General features: G+C 58.5%; 20 protein-coding genes. 5 read left to right on the top strand and 15 right to left on the bottom strand.

The features are described 5' to 3' along the window. Nucleotides 1–5: 5 nt before the first annotated feature. From BLV48_RS08475 to BLV48_RS08450, 6 genes are read right to left on the bottom strand one after another with little or no spacing between them, the layout of a single operon-like run. Complete coding sequence (locus BLV48_RS08475) at nt 6–458, bottom strand: DUF4426 domain-containing protein (RefSeq protein ID WP_091825944.1); 453 nt, start codon at nt 456–458, stop codon at nt 6–8. A 13-nt stretch (nt 459–471) separates the two neighbouring features. Next, on the bottom strand, nt 472–1062 hold the full coding sequence (gene metW, locus BLV48_RS08470) for a methionine biosynthesis protein MetW (RefSeq protein ID WP_091825941.1): 591 nt from the start codon (nt 1060–1062) through the stop codon (nt 472–474). Next, nucleotides 1052–2224, bottom strand: a complete 1173-nt coding sequence (metX, locus tag BLV48_RS08465; RefSeq protein ID WP_091825939.1) for a homoserine O-succinyltransferase MetX — start codon at nt 2222–2224, stop codon at nt 1052–1054. The genes metW and metX overlap by 11 nt, the downstream gene beginning before the upstream one ends. 19 nt (nt 2225–2243) lie before the next feature. Continuing rightward, the gene (locus BLV48_RS08460) at nt 2244–2801 is read right to left on the bottom strand and encodes a YggT family protein (protein ID WP_091825936.1); all 558 of its coding nucleotides are present in this window, start codon (nt 2799–2801) and stop codon (nt 2244–2246) included. A 20-nt stretch (nt 2802–2821) separates the two neighbouring features. Beyond that, nucleotides 2822–3649, bottom strand: a complete 828-nt coding sequence (proC, locus tag BLV48_RS08455; RefSeq protein WP_091825933.1) for a pyrroline-5-carboxylate reductase — start codon at nt 3647–3649, stop codon at nt 2822–2824. A 27-nt stretch (nt 3650–3676) separates the two neighbouring features. After that, a complete protein-coding gene (locus tag BLV48_RS08450; RefSeq protein WP_091825930.1) occupies nt 3677–4369 on the bottom strand; it encodes a YggS family pyridoxal phosphate-dependent enzyme in 693 nt (230 codons plus the stop codon). A gap of 97 nt (nt 4370–4466) precedes the next feature. On the opposite strand from BLV48_RS08450, the gene BLV48_RS08445 reads away from it, so the two are divergent. Together BLV48_RS08445 and BLV48_RS08440 are read left to right on the top strand one after the other, a co-directional pair. Continuing rightward, a complete protein-coding gene (locus BLV48_RS08445; RefSeq protein ID WP_091825928.1) occupies nt 4467–5501 on the top strand; it encodes a type IV pilus twitching motility protein PilT in 1035 nt (344 codons plus the stop codon). A 24-nt stretch (nt 5502–5525) separates the two neighbouring features. Further along, nucleotides 5526–6695 carry a PilT/PilU family type 4a pilus ATPase gene (locus BLV48_RS08440; RefSeq protein ID WP_091825925.1) on the top strand — a complete coding sequence of 390 codons (1170 nt, stop codon included), beginning with the start codon at nt 5526–5528 and terminating at the stop codon, nt 6693–6695. An 84-nt stretch (nt 6696–6779) separates the two neighbouring features. Here BLV48_RS08440 and BLV48_RS08435 read toward each other — a convergent pair whose 3' ends face one another. From BLV48_RS08435 to metK, 9 genes are all read right to left on the bottom strand, one after another. Beyond that, the gene (locus BLV48_RS08435) at nt 6780–8054 is read right to left on the bottom strand and encodes a dihydroorotase (protein WP_091825922.1); all 1275 of its coding nucleotides are present in this window, start codon (nt 8052–8054) and stop codon (nt 6780–6782) included. Nucleotides 8055–8058: 4 nt separating this feature from the next. After that, a complete protein-coding gene (locus tag BLV48_RS08430) occupies nt 8059–9069 on the bottom strand; it encodes an aspartate carbamoyltransferase catalytic subunit (RefSeq protein ID WP_091825920.1) in 1011 nt (336 codons plus the stop codon). 20 nt (nt 9070–9089) lie between these two features. Further along, on the bottom strand, nt 9090–9599 hold the full coding sequence (gene pyrR / locus BLV48_RS08425) for a bifunctional pyr operon transcriptional regulator/uracil phosphoribosyltransferase PyrR (protein WP_091825917.1): 510 nt from the start codon (nt 9597–9599) through the stop codon (nt 9090–9092). Further along, the gene (gene ruvX / locus BLV48_RS08420; RefSeq protein ID WP_091825915.1) at nt 9574–10056 is read right to left on the bottom strand and encodes a Holliday junction resolvase RuvX; all 483 of its coding nucleotides are present in this window, start codon (nt 10054–10056) and stop codon (nt 9574–9576) included. Before ruvX ends, pyrR begins: the two co-directional genes overlap by 26 nt. A gap of 13 nt (nt 10057–10069) precedes the next feature. Next, nucleotides 10070–10642 (bottom strand): YqgE/AlgH family protein, encoded by a 573-nt coding sequence (locus tag BLV48_RS08415; RefSeq protein WP_091825912.1) that lies wholly within the window; start codon nt 10640–10642, stop codon nt 10070–10072. A gap of 37 nt (nt 10643–10679) precedes the next feature. After that, complete coding sequence (locus BLV48_RS08410) at nt 10680–11627, bottom strand: energy transducer TonB (RefSeq protein ID WP_091825910.1); 948 nt, start codon at nt 11625–11627, stop codon at nt 10680–10682. After that, nucleotides 11624–12577, bottom strand: a complete 954-nt coding sequence (gene gshB, locus BLV48_RS08405) for a glutathione synthase (RefSeq protein WP_091825907.1) — start codon at nt 12575–12577, stop codon at nt 11624–11626. The genes BLV48_RS08410 and gshB overlap by 4 nt, the downstream gene beginning before the upstream one ends. A gap of 34 nt (nt 12578–12611) precedes the next feature. Next, complete coding sequence (locus BLV48_RS08400; RefSeq protein ID WP_091825903.1) at nt 12612–13340, bottom strand: 16S rRNA (uracil(1498)-N(3))-methyltransferase; 729 nt, start codon at nt 13338–13340, stop codon at nt 12612–12614. Between the two features lie 276 nt (nt 13341–13616). Beyond that, a complete protein-coding gene (gene metK / locus BLV48_RS08395; RefSeq protein ID WP_091825901.1) occupies nt 13617–14807 on the bottom strand; it encodes a methionine adenosyltransferase in 1191 nt (396 codons plus the stop codon). A gap of 273 nt (nt 14808–15080) precedes the next feature. On the opposite strand from metK, the gene tkt reads away from it, so the two are divergent. The 3 genes from tkt (at nt 15081) to BLV48_RS08380 (ending at nt 19374) form a co-directional block, all read left to right on the top strand. Continuing rightward, complete coding sequence (gene tkt, locus BLV48_RS08390; RefSeq protein WP_091825898.1) at nt 15081–17075, top strand: transketolase; 1995 nt, start codon at nt 15081–15083, stop codon at nt 17073–17075. A gap of 78 nt (nt 17076–17153) precedes the next feature. Beyond that, entirely contained in the window at nt 17154–18173 is a 1020-nt protein-coding gene (locus BLV48_RS08385) for a type I glyceraldehyde-3-phosphate dehydrogenase (RefSeq protein WP_091825895.1), read from the top strand. 34 nt (nt 18174–18207) lie between these two features. Next, nucleotides 18208–19374: a phosphoglycerate kinase gene (locus BLV48_RS08380; protein ID WP_091825892.1), complete on the top strand. Its 1167-nt coding sequence runs from the start codon at nt 18208–18210 to the stop codon at nt 19372–19374. Nucleotides 19375–19386: the final 12 nt, after the last annotated feature.

Below are 19386 nucleotides of genomic sequence, written 5' to 3'. Positions count from 1 at the left end.
CTCATTCAATCCGTGTAAAAGGTCTGTTCAAATTCAATATTGTAGGGAGACTCATTCGGATCAGGCTGTACTTCCAGGCTGATTTTGAGACGCTCTTCCTCAGTAAAGCGGAAACTGCCGATGTAATACAGCGCATTGCCTTCGTCGATCTTCTGAAATTCCATCTGTTGAGCCTGCCCCAGTAGATTGGCGACCTGCCCGTTCACGATAGCGGTGACCGGTGTCTTGCTGCCATCCTCCTCAAACTTCAGTACCGACACATTCACCAAAGCGCGGTATTTGCTTCGGGTAATATTGTTGAGCTGCGCCACTTCAGGGGTGATGAAGCTGGAGTTGAAGGCGTTGTAATGAATTTCATAACGGCCATCAGAGATCATCTGTTCCGCCAGAGCCGTCGTGCTCAGCAGCAGTGTGCTGCTCAATAGCAGCCGGGTCAGGTGGGTGGTAATCAGGTTCATGTCAGGCCTCCTGTCAGCGGGTAATACGGTAGATGGCGATTTCGCCCAGCATGTTGGGCCACAGCTTGATCCACCAGCGATGGCGATGCGCGTGGTCAACCACGGTCCGCTCCAGGATTTCGATATTGCGGTCAACACACAGTTGCTCGAAATCCTTGAAAGTACAGAAATGAATGTTCGGTGTGTTGTACCAAGTGTAGGGCAGAAACTTTGAAACCGGCATCTTGCCCCTGAAGGTAAGATAGCCACGCGCACGCCAGTGTGCAAAGTTGGGGAAGGTCACAATGCACTCGCGACCTATACGCAGCATCTCGTCGACGATGAGATCCGGGCGGTGCATGCTCTGCAATGCCTGGGTCATGATTACGTAGTCGAAACTGTTGTTGCGAATGCTGGTCAGGCCATCGTCGATATCCTTCTCGATCACGCTGACGCCGCGCTCGACACAGGTGGTCAGATTGTCGTGGTCGATCTCAAGGCCGTAGCCACTGACCTGTTTGTGCTGCACCAGGTGCGCCAGCAGCTCACCATCACCGCAGCCCAGGTCAAGCACCCGTGAGCCGGGCTGAATCCACTCGTCAATAATTTCCAGATCAGCGCGCATTCAGTTCTCCTTCGGCCGGTGTCAGACTGTTGGCGATGCGGTTCATGTAGCCACCGAACACCTCCATGTAGCGCGGAATCGGAATCAGGAAGGCGTCGTGCCCCTGTGGTGCGTCAATTTCGGCATAACTGACCGGCTTGCCAGCGGCGATCAAACCATCCACCAGCTCACGTGAGCGCTCTGGTGAAAAACGCCAGTCAGTGGTAAAGGAAACCACCAGGTAGTTGCAGCGGGCCGGTGCCAGGGCCGCGGCCAGGTTGTCACCCTGTTCACCGGCTGGATCGAAGTAGTCCAGCGCCTTGGTCATCAACAGATAGGTGTTGGCATCGAAGGAGGATGAAAATCGCTCGCCCTGATATTGCAGGTATGACTCCACTTCAAACTGCGGGTTGAAGTCGAAACTGAGCTTACCGTCTTTCAGTTCACGGCCAAATTTTTCACGCATACCATCGTCCGACAGATAGGTGATATGGCCCACCATGCGAGCCAGCATCAGCCCGGTACGCGGCACAACGCCTTCCTCATAATAGTGGCCGTTATGGAACTCCGGGTCCTTGCTGATGGCCTGCCGGGCAACCTCGTTGAACGCGATGTTCTGGGCACTCAATTTGGCAGCCGAAGCGATCACGACGCAGTGGCGCAGCCGCTCGGGGTAACTGATCGACCACTGCAGGGCCTGCATGCCACCCAAGCTGCCGCCGACCACGGCGGCCCACTGAGTGATGCCGAGCCGGTCCGCCAGTCGTGCCTGACTGTTGACCCAATCCAGAACCGTCATGATCGGGAAATCGGGGCCATAGGGTTTGCCGGTGTCAGGGTTGAGGCTGTTCGGGCCGGTGGAGCCGTGGCAGCCACCCAGGTTGTTAAGGCTGACCACAAAAAAACGGTTGGTGTCGATGGTTTTGCCGGGGCCAATGGCCGAATCCCACCAGCCGGGCTTGCGTTCATCCATGTCGTGGTAGCCGGCGGCGTGGTGGTGGCCGGACAAGGCATGGCAGATCAGCACGGCGTTGGATGCATCGGCATTGAGTTCACCGTAGGTTTCCACCATCAGGTCCCACCGTTCAAGGCTGCGGCCGCAGCTCAGCGCCAGTGGCTGATCGAAATGGATTTTCCGAGGTGTAACCAGACCAACGGAATCTTCAGGGATTACAGCGGGCATTTTTGTCTCTCAATCGATTTCAGAACGCCAGCAGTCGACCCAGCTGGGACTGCAGGATCTGGATCACCAGAAAAATAAGAATCGGCGATAGATCCAGTCCGCCAATCGGCGGGATTACCTTGCGTGCCAGTGCAAACAGGGGTTCGGTCAGCTGCAGCAAAAGCTGTGGTGCCGGGTGATAGCTGTCAGGCGAGATCCAGCTGATGATGACGGCACCAATCACCGCCCAGAAATAAATTGTCAGAATGGTATCAATCACCTCGACGGCAGAGAAGATCAGTAGCTGCAATGGATTGATCGATGCCTGGGCCAGTGCGCCGGCGAGCTGGAAGATCAGCAGCAGCGTTACGGCCTTGACCACCAGTGCAACGATCAGTGGCGAGGCATCAAAGCGACCACGCGGGCGCAGCAGCATTTGCAACGGACGCACCGGTGGTTGTGTCAGGCGTACCACGGCCTGGGATATCGGATTGTAATAATCAGCTCTGGCCAGCTGCAGCAGAAAGCGCAGCACCAGCATGAAGACATAAATCTCACCCAGCGTGCGAATGATGAGGGTGATCGGGTCCTGTCCCATAATGGCTCCTGTCTCGGTAATCAGTCTTGGCACAGCTCACCGGCCAGCTCCACAGAGCGGTCACGGCAAGCGGTGAGTGCGTTTTCAACCAGTGCGTCGAAACCTTCGGCCTGGAACGTTTTGATGGCGCGTTCAGTCGTACCGTTGGGCGAGGTGACGCGGCGGCGCAGCTCGGTCGGGTTCACCTCACTGTTGCTGGCCATACGTGCGGCACCCAGGGCGGTCTGAAGAGTCAAGCCGCGCGCGGTCTCTTCGCTGAGACCCAGTTTGACACCGGCAGCGGTCATTGCTTCCATCATCAGGAAATAATAGGCCGGGCCTGATCCTGATATGGCGGTAACGGCATCCAGTTCAGCCTCACTTTGTACCCAAAGTGCGATGCCGACCGCTTCCAGCACGGTGGTGGCCTGCTGGCGTTGTTCGGCACTGACACGGCTGTTCGCAAACAGGCCACTGGCACCGGTTTGTACCAGTGATGGAGTGTTGGGCATGCAGCGCACCAATGCGATCTCGCCGCCAAGCCAGCGATCAAGCGCATCCAGGCTGATACCGGCGGCGATCGATACCATCAGCGGCTGACGAGACTGGACAGCGCTTGCCAGATCAGTGACAACGGCCTTCATCACCTGTGGCTTGACTGCCAGCACTACAATATCGGCGGCGGCAACCGCGGCACGGTTGTCGCTGGTCACATTAAGGCCACGCTCGGCCAGATCCTGCAACCGCTCGGTATCCGGCTCGGAGGCCCAGAGGTCAGCGGCAGCAAAGCCGTTTTCCAACAGTCCGCCGATGATGGCGCGGGCCATGTTGCCGGCGCCGATGAATGCAATTACGGGTGACTGGCTCATAATGTCTGTCTCAATCCTGTAGGTGGCTTAACGGGTTGAAGGCGGGTTGCGTGGACCAAACAAGGCGGTACCGACACGTACCATGGTCGAGCCTTCCAGTATGGCTGCCTCTGTGTCAGCTGACATCCCCATCGACAATGTGTCCAGCGCAGGTTGAGTGTGCTGCAGCTGCTCCAGCAACTGCCTCACCTGTGCAAAGACCGCTCGCTGGCGCTGCGGATTATCTTCCGGTTTCGGGATTGCCATCAGACCACGCAGGCGCAGATTCGGCAACCGGGCAACGGCGTCGGCCAGTGCGGGCAACTCATCTGGTGTACAGCCGGACTTGCTTGCCTCATCACTGATATTCACCTGCAGGCAGATGTTCAGAGGTGGCAGCTGTACCGGACGCTGTTCTGAAAGGCGGCTGGCAATTTTGAGCCGATCCACGCTGTGTACCCAATCGAAGTGCTCGGCAATCGGGCGTGTCTTGTTGGACTGTATCGGGCCGATGAAGTGCCACTCGAGATCCAGGCCAGACAGGGCGTCAATCTTGTCCAGTGCTTCCTGCAGATAGTTCTCGCCAAAGGCACGCTGGCCACAGTGGCTCAGTTCGCGTACTTCATCGGCACTGCGCGTTTTGCTCACGGCCAGCAGTGCTACGCTGTCAGGGCTGCGTGCGGCATTTTCACATGCCAGCCTGATCTGCTGGCGTACGGCTGAATATTTGTCTGCTAACATAAGGCTGTATGAATACTGACGACTGTCATTGGCAGGCTGTACCTATTCTGCTAGAACAGTAAAGTTTAAAGGAAGCTGCTGCGGATCTCGACTGATTATGGATATTACAGAACTTTTGTCATTTGCCGTACAACAGGGCGCATCCGACTTGCACCTGACCTCCGGCATGCCGCCCATGATCCGTGTAGACGGTGATGTGCGCCGAATCAAGTTGCCGGCACTGGAGCACAAACAGGTGCACACGCTGGTGTACGACATCATGAACGACAAACAGCGTAAGGAATATGAAGAGAATCTGGAAGTGGATTTCTCGTTCGAAGTTCCCAAGCTGTCCCGTTTTCGTGTCAACGCCTTCAACCAGCACCGGGGCGCGGCTGCGGTATTCCGAACCGTACCCAGCAAAGTGCTCACACTGGATGATCTGGGTATGGGCAAGGTGTTTCAGGATCTGGCGGAACAGGCGCGCGGCTTGGTACTGGTCACCGGCCCCACCGGCTCCGGTAAGAGTACCACCTTGGCGGCGATGATCGATTACGTCAACGATACCCGCTCCGACCACATTCTGACCATTGAAGACCCTATCGAGTTTGTCCACGAAAGCAAGAAGTGCCTGATCAACCAGCGTGAGGTCCATCGTGATACTCACAGTTTTGCCAACGCGCTGCGTTCGGCGCTGCGTGAAGACCCGGACGTGATCCTGGTGGGTGAGATGCGAGACCTGGAAACCATCCGCCTGGCGTTGACCGCAGCGGAAACCGGTCACCTGGTGTTCGGCACCCTGCACACCACTTCGGCGGCCAAGACCATCGACCGTATCATTGACGTGTTCCCGGCGGCGGAAAAGGACATGGTGCGTTCCATGCTGTCGGAGTCACTGCAGGGGGTTATCTCTCAGACTCTGCTGAAAAAACCGAAGGGTGGACGTGTCGCGGCGCACGAAATCATGATCGGTACTGCTGCAGTACGTAACCTGATCCGTGAAGACAAAGTGGCGCAGATGTACTCGGCGATTCAGACAGGTGCCGCCTACGGCATGAAGACGCTGGATCAGTCGTTGCTTGAACTGGTTCAGAAGGGCCTGATCTCGCGTGAAACGGCCCGTGAAAAGGCGAAGACCCCCAGCTCATTCTGAGCCTGATTCAACAGGAGCAATACAGTGGATTTTACTCAACTGCTGAAGGTAATGGTGGACCGGGGGGCATCGGATCTGTTTGTCACCGCAGGTGCCGCCCCCTCGATCAAGGTAGACGGCACCATCCGGCCGCTGACCAAGGAAACACTCAAACCCAGCCAGACACGCGCTCTGGTGTACAGCACCATGAACGACAAACAGCTGGCCGAGTTTGAAGGCACCAACGAGTGTAACTTCGCCATCAGTGCGCCCGGCATTGGCCGTTTCCGTGTCAGTGCATTCATGCAGCGCAATACGCCGGGGATGGTGTTGCGTGCCATCAACAACCATATTCCCACCATGGATGAACTGAAGCTGCCGAACGTGCTGCGTGAGCTCTCCATGACCAAGCGTGGACTGATTCTGTTCGTGGGTGGTACCTCGACCGGTAAGTCTACCTCGCTGGCATCAATGATCGACTACCGTAACGATAATCACGCTGGTCACATCATCACCATCGAAGACCCAATCGAATATATCCACAATCACAAAAAGAGTATTGTCACTCAGCGTGAAGTGGGGATCGATACAGAATCCTTTGACGTGGCACTGAAAAACACGCTGCGTCAGGCACCTGACGTGATTTTGATGGGTGAAATTCGCTCGGCTGAAACCATGAAATTCGGCCTGCAGTTCGCCGAAACCGGCCACCTGTGCATGGCAACCCTGCACGCCAACAACGCCAACCAGGCGCTGGATCGCATCATCTCCTTCTTTGGGCCCGAGCATCATGACCAGATCTGGATGGACATGTCACTTAACCTGAAGGCGATTGTGGCGCAGCAGCTGCTGCCGACCGTGGATGGCAAGGGGCGTCGTGCGGCAATTGAAGTAATGATCAACTCGCCGCTGATCCAGGATCATATCCGCAAGGGTCAGGTGCACGAGATCAAGGATGTGATCAAGAAGTCTACCAACCTGGGTATGCGCACCTTCGACCAAGCGCTGTTCGAGCTGTATCGCGATGGTGTCATCACCTACGAAGCGGCACTGGCTCACGCCGACTCGGCCAACGACCTGCGTCTGATGATCAAGCTGGATGAAGAAACCAGTGGCAAGGCCGATGGTGCGGCGGATGACATGCCCAGTTTCACGCTGCAGGATGAAGACGACAGCCTGAACTTGAAGGGCAATGTGGACGTGAAGGGGATGTAATCCTGCTTCAGGGAACAAAAAAAGCGGGAGTCTCTATCCGGGAGGCTCCCGCTTTTTGTTGTCTGCAGCTGTCAATTTGATCCGTTAACGCCGGAACACGATGCGACCATCCATCAGGGTGGCTTTGACCTGTCCCTTGAGTGTCTGACCGAGGAATGGCGTATTCTTGCCGGCGGACCTCAGGCTGTCCTCGCTCACAGTCCATTCGGTTGCAGGATCAAACACGCAAATATCGGCCTGAGACCCCACTTCCAGTGTGCCGGCATCCAGACCCAGAATGCGGGCAGGGGCAATCGTCAGTGACTCAATCAGCTGCGGCAGCTCCAGCAACTGCTGTTCCACCAGTCGAAGACTCAGCGGCAACAGGGTTTCCAGCCCGCTCATGCCCGGCTCGGTCGCGGCAAAGGGTGCCTGCTTGGCGATGGGGTCATGCGGCTGATGGTCGGAGCAGATGGCGCTGATGGTGCCGGTGACCAGTCCCTGGCGTAACCCGGCCCGGTCAAGCTGGCTGCGCAGCGGCGGCTGCACATGATAGGCCGAGTTGAAGCCGTTGACGCTTTCATCGGTCAGCAACAGGTTCTGGATCGCCACATCGGCGCTGACCTGCAGACCGCGCTCACGGGCGGCTTCGATCATCCGTACCGAGCGTTCGCAGGAAAGCTGACCGAAGTGGGCGCGCACACCGGTCTGCTCCACCAGCAGCAGGCAGCGTGATACCTCGATGGTTTCGGCCGCTTCGGGAATGCCGTTCAGGCCCAGTCGGGTACTGGTGGTATCGTCATGCATGCAACCGTTGGCAGCCAGTGCAGCATCCTGTGCCTGGAACACCACCAGCAGGTCGTGGGTAGCAGCATATTCAAGGCAGCGCAGGAGAATCTGGCTGTTACCGAAGGGACGGCGCAGGTTGGTAAAGGCGATGCAGCCGGAGCTGGCCAGTCCGTGCAGCGGTGCGAGCTGTTCACCGTGCAAGCCCTGGGTTAGAGCCCCCATGGGCAGGACTCGGGCAAAGCCGATATCGGAGGCGCGATCCTGGATCAATTCGGCCACGGCAGCGGTTTCCACTATCGGACTGGTGTCGGGCGTCACGACAAGCGTGGTGATGCCACCGGCCGCGGCCGCGGCGGTTTCGCTGGCAATGGTGCCCTTGCGGGTCTGGCCCGGCTCGCGCAGGGTAGTGCACAGGTCGATCAGGCCGGGGCAGACGATCTGACCTTCAGCATTGATCACCTCATCGGCATGAAAACCTTCGGGAGCGGCGCCAATGGCGCAAATTTCACCCTGGCTGATATACAGGTCGGTGATCTGGTCAAGCGATTGAGCCGGATCGATCACGCGGCCATCGGAAATCAGAATATTCATCAACTCAGGCCTCCCGTGATGCATTGTCAGTGGCGGCTCGCTGGGACAGCTGACCGCTCATCGCTTTGGACATGACAGCCATACGTACGGCGATGCCATTGGTTACCTGATCCAGAATCAGCGAGCGCGGGCCATCGGCGACCTCGGACTCGATCTCGACGCCGCGATTGATCGGGCCGGGGTGCATCACCACCGCATCCGGCTTGGCATAGGCCAGTTTGTCGCGGTTCAGGCCGTAGAGCTTGTAGAACTCGGCTTCACTCGGCAGCAGGGCGCTCTGCATGCGTTCCTTCTGCAAACGCAGCATCATGATGACATCCACATCGCGCAGCCCTGATGCCATCTCGGTATACACCTTAACGCCCAGTGCCTCAATGTGGCGCGGCAGAAGGGTTTTGGGCGCGATAACGCGTATCTCGTGTACGCCCAAGGTGCGCAGGGCATGGATCTGCGAGCGGGCCACGCGGGAGTGCAGAATATCACCCACAATAGCGACCTTCAGCGGGGCGAATTCCCCTTTGTGACGACGGATGGTAAGCATGTCCAGCATCGCTTGAGTCGGGTGGGCGTGACGGCCATCACCGGCGTTGATCACGGCAACATTGGGTGTCACGTGCTGAGCGATGAAATGGGCGGCGCCGCTGTCGGCATGGCGAACAACAAACATGTCGGAGTGCATCGCCTGCAGGGTCATCAACGTGTCCTTCAGGGTTTCCCCTTTCTTGGTGGACGAAGTGTTGATGTTCAGGTTCAGCACGTCCGCCGACAGGCGTTTGGCGGCCAGTTCAAAGGTGGACAGGGTACGGGTGCTGTTTTCGAAAAAAAGGTTGGCAACGGTTTTGCCACGCAGCAGCGGGACTTTCTTCACCTGCTGCTCGCCCATGTCGACGAAGGAATCCGCTGTGTCGAGAATCTCGATCAACAGCTCTCGCGGCAGCCCCTCGGTGGTGAGGAAGTGCCGCAGCTGACCGTCAGCGGTCAGCTGAATGGAGTTCGGGTCATTGGCCTCAAACATGGATGCAGTCTCTTGTCGGTTCAGTCACGCTGACGGATGGTCAGGGTAAGGGGTTCCGGGCCGTTCAGCTTGACCAGCTGGTCCGGTCCCAGTGCCAGAGTGCCGCCGATCACATCGGCCTGAATCGGCAGCTCACGGCGCTGCAGATCCAGCAGGGTAATCAGGCTGACGGAAGCGGGACGGCCATAGTCAAACAGTTCGTTCAAGGCGGCGCGAATGGTGCGGCCACTCATGATGACATCGTCCACCAGCAGAATGTCCCGGCCTTCGGTGGCGCAGGGCAGTTGGCTGGGCTGTACTTTCGGGTTGATGCCCACCTGAGTGAAATCGTCACGGTAGAAGCTGATATCCAATACGCCCAGCGGGCTGGTCAGTTCCAGCTGCCGGTGCAAGCGCTCTGCCAGCCAGACACCGCCGGTACGGATGCCGATCATCAGCGGGTCCTTGAGATCGCGACGGGTGATCAGGGCGCGGGTTTCGCTCGCCATCTTGTCGAGCAGTGCATCAACACTCAGTGTTCCCGATACCATAGAGGTCCTCCAGTCGGGTGTGGCTGGGAATGCGGTCGGGACTGTTGAACCAGTCCTCCAGAATCAGGCGGGCGGCGATACCGTCGATCGATTCTTGCTTGAAGTTGGTGCCGCCGCCGGCGTCCAGGTGAATGCGTTTGGCTTCTGCGGTGGTCAGGCGTTCGTCACAGAGATAACAGGGCAGCTGGTAGCGATCCTGAATCCGGTTGGCGAACTTGCGTGCGCGGCGTGCCATCTCGGAGATGGTGCCGTCCATGTTGAGTGGAATGCCCACTACCAGTGCGTCAGGCTGCCACTCGGCAATGGCAGCATCCAGTTGTGACCAGTCAGGCATGCCGTCGCGAGCCCGCACTGGCTCAATCGGGGTGGCAGTGGCGGTCAGGCTCTGGCCGATGGCCAGACCTATGCGTGTGGTGCCGAAGTCAAACCCCAGCACCTGTTGGGTGTCGCTGCTCATCAAGTCCGTTCAGTCAGGCGTGTCCGGCATGGGCCGGCAACAGGTTCAGGTTGATACCCAGAGTCGCGGCAGCCGCCTGCAGGCGGTCTTCCAGCGGCAGATGGAAAAGTATATCTGAATTTGCCGGACAGCTTAACCAGAGGTTGTCGCACATTTCCTGCTCCAGTTGCTCTGGACCCCAGCCTGCGTAGCCCAAGGCGACCAGAAAGGTATCAGGGCCCTCGTTGCGTGCGATCGCCTCCAGAATATCAAGTGAAGTGGTCAGACTGATTTCGTCATTGATGGGATGGCTGGATAGCCACTGCTGCTGTGGTTCGGTGCGGTGCAGTACAAAGCCGCGATCATCCCGTACAGGACCGCCATTGAAAACCGGGCGTTCGGACCAGAGTCCGGTGTTGTCTTCCAGCTCCAGGTGTGATAGCAGGTCACACAGGCGAATACCGCTGGGACGGTTGACGACAATCCCCATGGCGCCGTACTCGCTGTGGTCGCAGATGTAGACAACGGTTTGGGTAAAGGTCTCATCATGCAGGTGCGGCATGGAGATCAGGAAATGATCACGAAGTGAGGTAAGGGTGTGGGACATGGTGAATCTCTCTTCGCCGCTTGGGTATGGTTAAGGCTTAGTACACCCGTGTCTGTTTCTCAAATTTCCAGGTACGAATGATTTCAAGTCGATCCACGTCCTTACGCAGCTCAATGGGAAAACTCTGGAACGGAGAAGCCAGCTGTACGATGCGAATGGCACCCTCATCAAGTGCTCGGTGGCCGGAGGACTGCAGAATTTCGATGTTTTCGACACTGCCGTCAGGGCGCAGTGCCACCAGCAGTCGCAGTTTGCCCTGCAGCCCCTGATTGCGGGCCTGCTCCGGGTAGTTCAGGTTGCCCACGGTCTCGACTCGGCGACGCCAGTTATCCAGATAGCTGGCATAGGAATGTGCCTGGGTAGAGGCTGATGTCAGGCGCAGGACACGAGGCTTTCTGGCACGCGTTTCACGCTCCAGATCCAGCTGTGTCTGCAGGCTGGCCATTTCCAAAGCCCGGTTTAGCAATGAAGTGGAGTTGGCGTTGACCGGTGGAGGAGCAGCCGCGGCCTGTTGTGGCTTCGGCTCGCTGGCGCGGGGCTTTTGCTCGCTTTGAGTGGCGACAATAGCCTTCTGGCCCTGTGCCTGGCTCTCCTGCTGTTCGGGGCTGTTGCCCGGCTCGGGTTCCGGTGCCGGGGGTTGCTCAGGTTCTGGCGGTGCGGGTGCCTGCTGAGCGGCCTGCTCCTGAGGTGTTTCACTGGCCAGTGGCGCCATTTCAGTGGTAGCCGGCGTGGTAGCGTCATCATTGCTCCCGCTGCCCATTTGGTTATGTTGGGCAATGAAGTCGGCCTTGTCCGGTGCGTCCTGCTGCGGATACTGCGCCAGGGTGACATCCAGTGTCTGGCGCGGAGGTTCTCGTTCAGGGAGTGAGAAGCTCAAGGCAAGCAGGAGCACACCGTGTACTGCCGTGGCAATGAACAGCATGAAGCCGAAGCGATCTCTGTTCATAATATGCCAAAGCGGCAGGTGCATGCCCCTTTTGATCATCGTGTTTTCAATACCTCATCAATGCAGTCCATCAGCTGCATGCCGATATCCAGATCAAACTGCTGGTCCAGTTCGCGGATGCAGGTAGGGCTGGTGACGTTTATTTCGGTCAGGTAATCGCCGATCACATCCAGACCCACGAACAGCAGGCCCTTTTCTTTCAGCGTTGGGCCGACCTGTTCACAGATCCAGCGATCGCGATCCGTGAGTGGGCGGCCTTCGCCACGACCGCCGGCGGCCAGGTTGCCACGGGTTTCACCGGCCATGGGAATACGGGCCAGCGCATAGGGTACAGGCTCACCGTTGATCATCAGGATGCGTTTGTCGCCGTCCTTGATTTCGGGGATGTACTTCTGCGCCATGATGGTCTGGGTACCGTGGGCGGTCAGGGTCTCGATGATGACGCCCAGGTTGGTGCCGTCTTCACGAATATGGAAGATGGACGAGCCGCCCATGCCGTCCAGCGGCTTGAAGATGACATTCTTGTGCTCAGCGTGGAACTGGCGCAACAGATCGGCCCGGCGTGTCACCAGTACCGGCGGGCAGCATTGTGGAAAGTGGGTGGCAAACAACTTTTCATTGAAGTCACGCAAGCTGCCGGTACGGTTGACGATCAGGGTGCCCTCGGATTCCGCCATCGCCAACAGGTGGGTGCTGTAGATGAATTCGTTATCGAACGGAGGGTCCTTGCGCATCAGGATCACGTCCAACTCGGCCAGGTCGCGTATCACATACTCGCCGCGCTCAAACCAGTTGTCCGGGTCCATGGCCACCTTCAGCGGTGCCATCTGCCCCTTCACCTTGCCGTCACGCAGGAACAGGTGCTGCTGTTCCATGTAGTGCAGCTCCCAGCCCTTGCGTTGCGCGGCCCAGAGCATCGCCAGTGAGCTGTCCTTTTTGTAGGTGATCTGCTCGATGGGGTCCATCACCACGCCGACTTTAATCGTCATCTGAAAAATTCCTGTGCTGAATGTGCGTTCAATCTTAACCCAGATCGCCCCAGAGATACTGCAGAATGGCGCAGGCGGCAACCGGTGCGGTTTCGGTGCGCATCACCCGCGGGCCAAAGGCGACCGGTTCGAAGCCGGCGGCCAGTGCCGCGTCCACTTCGGCTTCGGTCAGTCCGCCCTCGGGGCCGATCAGCAGCGCAACCGAGCCGGGCGCTTCCATCGTCTGCAGCGGGCGAGCCGTGTGGTGATGCAGTACCAGTTTGAGATCGGCTTCGACGGTTTGAATCCAGTCCAGCAGCGGGCTGACTTCGGCGATCTCGGGTACCCGAGATCGCTGGCTCTGCTCGCAGGCACTGATAGCTACCTGCTGCCAGTGACGCAGACGCTTGTCTTCACGTTCGGCCTTGAGTTTGACCTCGCAGCGTTCGCTGGTCAGCGGTGTAATACGACTGACGCCCATCTCGGTGGCTTTCTGTACTGCATAATCCATCCGCTCACCGCGGGACAGGGTTTGGCCGACATGAATCTGCAATGCTGATTCGACCGTCGGTGTCAGTGCCGGTTCCAGCGTTGCCTGGGCCGAGCGTTTGTCGACCTGAGTCAGCACGGCAGGGTATTCATGACCATCGCCGTTGAACAGGCAGATGCGATCGCCTTCGCGCAGGCGCAGGGCACGGATGACGTGCTGGATGGTGGTATCGCCGAGGTCGATACAGAGGCCGGGGGCCAAAGGCTGTGGTTCATATACCCGGGGGATACGCATAGCGGTCCTGCTGACTGAAAGTTCAGCCGCTATTATGGCGCAGGGCAGGTGGGGGATGCCAGTTGTAGGGGGATTGTCCGGTCCGAAACTGAGGCTTTGGTCAAGGCAGGCTGATGGCGGTGCTTGTGGGTGACCGTCTGCCGCCTGGCCGAAAATTGCTCCTGCATTTTCGGCATTTCCGCCGTCCATGGCGGTCAGAGGCGGCAGTCGAGCGGTCATGGATGACGAAAAGCGTGTCACCCACAAGTGCGGCCATCAGCCGGGGATGGGCTGAAATCAGATTCCAGCCGCCGCACGCAAAGCGTCAGCCTTGTCGGTCATCTCCCAGGGGAAGGCCATGAAGGTGTCATCACCCACAGTCATCTCGAAGGGATCACGACCGAAGTGGCCGTATGCCGCGGTCTGACGGTACATCGGGTGCAGCAGGTCGAGCATACGGGTGATTGCGTACGGACGCAGATCAAAGTGCTCGCGCACCAGTTCGATGATCTTGTCGTCGCTGATTTTGCCGGTGCCGAAGGTATTGATCGATACCGAAGTCGGCTCGGCCACGCCGATGGCGTAGGAGACCTGAATCTCGATGCGGTCGGCCAGGCCGGCGGCAACGATATTCTTGGCTACGTAGCGACCGGCGTAGGCAGCGGAACGGTCTACCTTGGACGGGTCCTTGCCGGAGAACGCGCCACCACCGTGACGGGCCATGCCGCCGTAGGTGTCCACGATGATCTTGCGGCCGGTCAGACCACAGTCGCCCACCGGGCCACCGATGACGAACTTGCCGGTCGGGTTGATGTGATACTGGGTGCCCTTGTGCAGCAGTTCTGCCGGCAGTACGTGCTTGATGATCAGCTCCTGTACCGCTTCCTGCAGGTCGGCCTGGGACACGTCCGGGTTGTGCTGGGTAGACAGTACAACTGCATCGATCGCCACCGGCTGGCCGTTTTCATAGCGGCAGGTCACCTGTGACTTGGCGTCGGGACGCAGCCAAGGCAGCAGGCCAGACTTGCGTGCTTCGGCCTGACGTTCCACCAGGCGGTGAGAGAAAGTGATTGGCGCGGGCATCAGCACGTCGGTTTCGTTGGAGGCGTAACCGAACATCAGGCCCTGGTCACCGGCACCCTGATCTTCCGGACGGCTGCGGTCAACGCCTTGGGCGATATCCACGGACTGCTTGCCGATGATGTTGATCACGCCGCAGGTTTCGCCATCGTAACCCACGTCAGAAGAGGTGTAGCCGATATCACAGATCACGCCGCGTACCAGATCTTCCAGGTCGATCCAGGCCGAAGTGCTGATTTCGCCGGAGACGATCGCCACACCGGTCTTGACCATGGTTTCACAGGCAACACGGGCATACTTGTCTTCCGCGATGATGGCGTCCAGGACGGCATCGGAAATCTGGTCGGCAATTTTGTCCGGGTGCCCTTCAGACACGGACTCGGAGGTGAACAGGCTATATTCGCTCATTTCCGGTAATAATCCTCACACAGTGGTTAGGAGCAGCCGGGGCGATGCCGGGCTGATACGGTTTGGGTTGAATAAACCGCACATTTTAACGTCAGCGCAGGGGTTGTGCATAACATCTGGTTCGATTTTGGCTGAAAATTTTGCGATGACTGCATGAAAAACACTCCATTTGCACAAATGGATTTGAAGCTGGTCGCTATCTGGGCGAAAATTGCGCCTTTATATTCCGATTCCGTAAACCTCAAGGTTGGGTCCAGCCCCAGGAGTAGATTGATGTCCTCTCGCCGAGAACTTGCCAATGCCATTCGCGCATTGAGCATGGACGCCGTACAGAAAGCAAAATCCGGTCACCCGGGTGCCCCCATGGGCATGGCGGATATCGCCGAAGTGTTGTGGAACGACTTCATGAAGCACAACCCCGGCAACCCGCACTGGTATGACCGTGACCGCTTCGTGCTGTCCAACGGCCATGGCTCCATGCTGATCTACTCGCTGCTGCACCTGACCGGCTACGATGTCAGCATCGATGATCTGAAGAACTTCCGCCAGCTGCACAGCAAGACTGCCGGTCATCCGGAATACGGCTACTGCCCGGGTGTTGAAACCACAACCGGTCCGCTGGGTCAGGGTGTCACCAACGCCGTGGGCATGGCGATTGCCGAAAAAGCGCTGGCGGCCCAGTTCAACCGTGACGGTCACGACATCATCGACCATTACACTTACACCTTTATGGGCGATGGCTGCCTGATGGAAGGGGTCTCTCACGAAGCCTGTGCTCTGGCCGGTACTTTGGGTCTGGGCAAACTGATCGCATTCTGGGATGACAACGGCATCTCCATCGACGGCGAAGTGGAAGGCTGGTTCACTGACGATACTCCGGCACGTTTCGAAGCCTACGGCTGGCAAGTGATCCGTGACATCGATGGTCACGACAGCGACCAGATTCGTGCTGCCATCGAGAATGCTCGTGAAAACACCGAGCAGCCGACCCTGATCTGCTGCAAGACTATCATCGGTTTCGGTTCGCCCAACAAGCAGGGCAAGGAAGAGTGCCACGGTGCGCCTCTGGGCCATGACGAGATCATGCTGGCGCGTGACGCGTTGCAATGGGCACATCCTGAATTTGAAATCCCCGAAGAGCTGTATGAGCTTTGGGATGCGCGTGAAGCTGGCTCCAACGCCGAAAATGACTGGAATGAGCGACTGAGCGCCTATCAGACCGCGTACCCGGAACTGGCCGAAGAACTGCTGCGCCGTCTGTCCGGCGACCTGCCGGCCGACTTCACTGAAAAGGCGGATGCTTGGATCGCCCAGGTGGCCGAGAAGGGCGACACCATCGCCTCGCGCAAGGCCTCGCAGAATGCCATCGAGGCCTTCGGTCCGATGCTGCCGGAATTTATGGGCGGCTCTGCCGATTTGGCCGGTTCCAACCTGACGCTTTGGTCCGGCTCCAAGGGCCTGAGCCGCAATGATGCCAACGGCAACTACATCCACTACGGTGTGCGCGAATTCGGCATGAGCGCGATCATGAACGGTATTGCCCTGCACGGAGGTTTCATTCCTTACGGCGCCACCTTCCTGGTATTCATGGAGTACGCCCGCAACGCGGTGCGCATGGCCGCCCTGATGAAACAGCGTGTGCTGTTCGTCTACACCCATGACTCCATCGGTCTGGGCGAAGATGGCCCGACGCATCAGCCGATCGAGCAGATCGCCAACCTGCGTCTGACCCCGAACATGGAAACCTGGCGTCCCTGTGACGCGGTGGAATCCGCCGTGTCGTGGAAGTCTTCCGTGCAGCGCACCGACGGCCCCAGCGCGCTGATTTTCTCGCGTCAGAACCTGCCGCACCAGAACCGCGATGCGGCTCAGATCGACGCCATTGAACGCGGTGGCTACATCCTGCGTGACTGCGCCGGTACTCCGGATGCGATCCTGATCGCCACTGGCTCCGAGGTCGGTCTGGCCATGGACGCAGCCGATGCGCTGAGCGCCAAGGGCAAGCAGATCCGTGTAGTTTCCATGCCCTGTACCGAGCGTTTTGACAAGCAGGATGCGGCGTACAAGGAGCAGGTACTTCCCGCCGCCGTTACCGCTCGCGTTGCCGTGGAAGCGGCTCACGCCGATTTCTGGTACAAGTACGTGGGCCTGAACGGCGCCATCGTCGGCATGCGCAGCTTCGGCGAATCCGCCCCGGCCGGCGACCTGTTCAAGCACTTCGGCTTCACCGTCGAGAATGTGGTCAGCACTGTTGAAGGCCTGCTGTAAACCGCTGCAAAACGTACTGCCGGGCACTCTGTGCGCCCGGCGGCATGTTGTTGCAGTTCTGGTCAGCATGAGCGCCGGATGAGCTACAGAATCGCGATCAACGGCTACGGTCGTATCGGCCAGGGCGTGCTCAGGGCGGTCTATCAACGCGGCCTGCAGCACCAGTTGCAGGTGGTGGCGATCAATGAGCTGTCGGATCTGGACACGCTCACCTACCTGACCCGTTATGACACCACTCATGGGCGCTTTCCCTGTTCTGTCGAAAACGATGGCGAAGCCCTGCTGATCAACGGTGACCGTATCCGGGTATTCAGCTTGGCAGAGCCCGAGCAGATTCCCTGGGGCGAGCTGGATGTGGACCTGGTGCTGGAATGTTCCGGCGCCTTTCGCACTCGAGCCGATGCCGAGCGTCATCTGGCCAGCGGTGCCAGGCGGTTGCTGTATTCGCACCCGGCGCAGGCGGATATCGATGCCACAGTGGTATTTGGCTTTAACGAGTCCAGCCTCAAGGCAGAACACCGCATCGCCTCGGCGGCCTCCTGCACCACCAACTGTGTGGTGCCGGTGCTGGATCTGCTGGATCGCCACTTCGGCATTGAAAGTGGGGTGACGACTACCATCCACTCGGCGATGAATGATCAGCCGGTGATCGACAGCTATCACCGCAGTGACCTGCGCCTGGCGCGCAGTGCCATGCAGTCGATTATCCCCGTGGATACCGGCTTGAGCCGTGGAATTGATCGCCTGTTGCCGCATCTGGCGGGGCGCTTCGAGTGTCTGCACGTGCGGGTGCCGACCATCAACGTTTCGCTAATGGACCTGTCGGTGAACCTGCAGCAGGATACCGACCCGCAACAGATCAACACTATGCTGCGCGCAGCGGCCGACAATGAACTGGCCGGGCTGTTGGGCTATACCGAAGAGCCGCATGCGTCGGTGGATTTCAATACGGATCCCCGTTCGGCGGTGGTTGACGGTACCCAAACGCGGGTGTCCTGTGGCCGACTGCTGAAGCTGTTGTGCTGGTTTGACAATGAATGGGCGTTTGCCAACCGGATGCTGGATCTCTCCCGGTACTGGCTGCAGCTCAAGGACTGATTGACTGAACTAACAAGAAACAGGAATCCCTCTGATGAGCGTTTTGAAGATGACTGATCTGGATCTGGCCGGCAAGCGCGTGCTGATCCGTGAAGATCTCAATGTTCCGGTCAAGGATGGTCAAGTGACCTCCGACGCCCGTATCCGTGCTTCTCTGCCCACCATCGAAGTGGCACTGAAAGCCGGTGCCAAAGTGATGGTAATGTCCCACTTGGGCCGCCCCACCGAAGGCGAATACGAAGAAAAGTACTCGCTGGCGCCGGTGGCCGAACATATCAGCAAATTGCTGCAGCGTCCGGTACCGCTGGTCAAGGACTGGCTGGACGGCGGCTTTGAAGTGGGTGAAGGTGAACTGGTCCTGCTGGAAAACGTACGCTTCAATCCGGGCGAGAAAAAGGACAACGAAGAGCTGTCGAAAAAGATGGCGGCACTGTGTGATGTCTACGTGATGGATGCTTTCGGTACTGCCCACCGCGCTCAGGCCTCGACCCATGGTGTTGGCAAATTCGCTCCCATCGCCTGCGCAGGTCCGCTGCTGGCCAATGAACTGGATGCGCTGGCCAAGGCGCTGGACAACCCGGCTCGTCCGATGGTTGCCATCGTTGGCGGCTCCAAGGTGTCCACCAAGCTGGAAGTGCTGAATGCATTGTCCGAGAAGTGCGATCAGTTGATCGTCGGTGGCGGTATCGCCAACACCTTCCTCGCGGCAGCTGGTAAGCCGGTGGGCAAGTCCCTGTGCGAACATGATCTGATTCCGGCGGCCAAGGCGCTGATGGAAAAGGTCAACATCCCGCTGCCGGTTGATGTCGTTGTTGCCAAGGAATTTGCCGAGACCGCTGAAGCGGTGATCAAGTCCGCTGACGACGTAGCCGACGACGAAATGATTCTGGACATTGGCCCCGAATCCGCCAAGAACTTGGCTGCCCTGCTGAGCAGCGCCGGCACCATTATCTGGAACGGACCGGTCGGCGTGTTCGAGTTCGATCAGTTCGGCGAAGGCACCAAGGCATTGTCACTGGCGATCGCTAACAGCGCCGGTTTCTCCATCGCTGGTGGTGGCGACACGCTGGCTGCGGTGGATAAATACGACATCGCTGATAAGATCTCTTACATCTCCACTGGCGGTGGTGCCTTCCTGGAGTTTGTGGAAGGCAAGGTACTGCCGGCGGTTGCCATGCTGGAACAGCGTGCAGCCAAATAAGATTTTTGATGA

Source organism: Marinobacterium iners DSM 11526 (assembly GCF_900107855.1).
GTDB classification, from domain to species: Bacteria; Pseudomonadota; Gammaproteobacteria; order Pseudomonadales; family Balneatricaceae; genus Marinobacterium; species Marinobacterium iners.
The sequence above is the reverse complement of the archived record's forward strand: the minus strand, read 5'-3'. Positions and strand labels throughout refer to the sequence as shown.

Bases quoted from the DNA above. Each gene is read 5' to 3' on its own strand.
- BLV48_RS08435 (WP_091825922.1), bottom strand. From the start codon at position 8,054: ATGAATATTCTGATTTCCGATGGCCGCGTGATCGATCCGGCTCAATCG.
- ruvX (WP_091825915.1), bottom strand. From the start codon at position 10,056: ATGAGCAGCGACACCCAACAGGTGCTGGGGTTTGACTTCGGCACCACA.
- proC (WP_091825933.1), bottom strand. From the start codon at position 3,649: ATGAGCCAGTCACCCGTAATTGCATTCATCGGCGCCGGCAACATGGCC.
- tkt (WP_091825898.1), top strand. From the start codon at position 15,081: ATGTCCTCTCGCCGAGAACTTGCCAATGCCATTCGCGCATTGAGCATG.
- metW (WP_091825941.1), bottom strand. From the start codon at position 1,062: ATGCGCGCTGATCTGGAAATTATTGACGAGTGGATTCAGCCCGGCTCA.
- BLV48_RS08410 (WP_091825910.1), bottom strand. From the start codon at position 11,627: ATGATCAAAAGGGGCATGCACCTGCCGCTTTGGCATATTATGAACAGA.
- metX (WP_091825939.1), bottom strand. From the start codon at position 2,224: ATGCCCGCTGTAATCCCTGAAGATTCCGTTGGTCTGGTTACACCTCGG.
- BLV48_RS08475 (WP_091825944.1), bottom strand. From the start codon at position 458: ATGAACCTGATTACCACCCACCTGACCCGGCTGCTATTGAGCAGCACA.
- pyrR (WP_091825917.1), bottom strand. From the start codon at position 9,599: ATGGTATCGGGAACACTGAGTGTTGATGCACTGCTCGACAAGATGGCG.
- BLV48_RS08460 (WP_091825936.1), bottom strand. From the start codon at position 2,801: ATGGGACAGGACCCGATCACCCTCATCATTCGCACGCTGGGTGAGATT.
- BLV48_RS08430 (WP_091825920.1), bottom strand. From the start codon at position 9,069: ATGTTTGAGGCCAATGACCCGAACTCCATTCAGCTGACCGCTGACGGT.
- BLV48_RS08445 (WP_091825928.1), top strand. From the start codon at position 4,467: ATGGATATTACAGAACTTTTGTCATTTGCCGTACAACAGGGCGCATCC.
- BLV48_RS08450 (WP_091825930.1), bottom strand. From the start codon at position 4,369: ATGTTAGCAGACAAATATTCAGCCGTACGCCAGCAGATCAGGCTGGCA.
- metK (WP_091825901.1), bottom strand. From the start codon at position 14,807: ATGAGCGAATATAGCCTGTTCACCTCCGAGTCCGTGTCTGAAGGGCAC.
- BLV48_RS08400 (WP_091825903.1), bottom strand. From the start codon at position 13,340: ATGCGTATCCCCCGGGTATATGAACCACAGCCTTTGGCCCCCGGCCTC.
- gshB (WP_091825907.1), bottom strand. From the start codon at position 12,577: ATGACGATTAAAGTCGGCGTGGTGATGGACCCCATCGAGCAGATCACC.
- BLV48_RS08415 (WP_091825912.1), bottom strand. From the start codon at position 10,642: ATGTCCCACACCCTTACCTCACTTCGTGATCATTTCCTGATCTCCATG.
- BLV48_RS08385 (WP_091825895.1), top strand. From the start codon at position 17,154: ATGAGCTACAGAATCGCGATCAACGGCTACGGTCGTATCGGCCAGGGC.
- BLV48_RS08380 (WP_091825892.1), top strand. From the start codon at position 18,208: ATGAGCGTTTTGAAGATGACTGATCTGGATCTGGCCGGCAAGCGCGTG.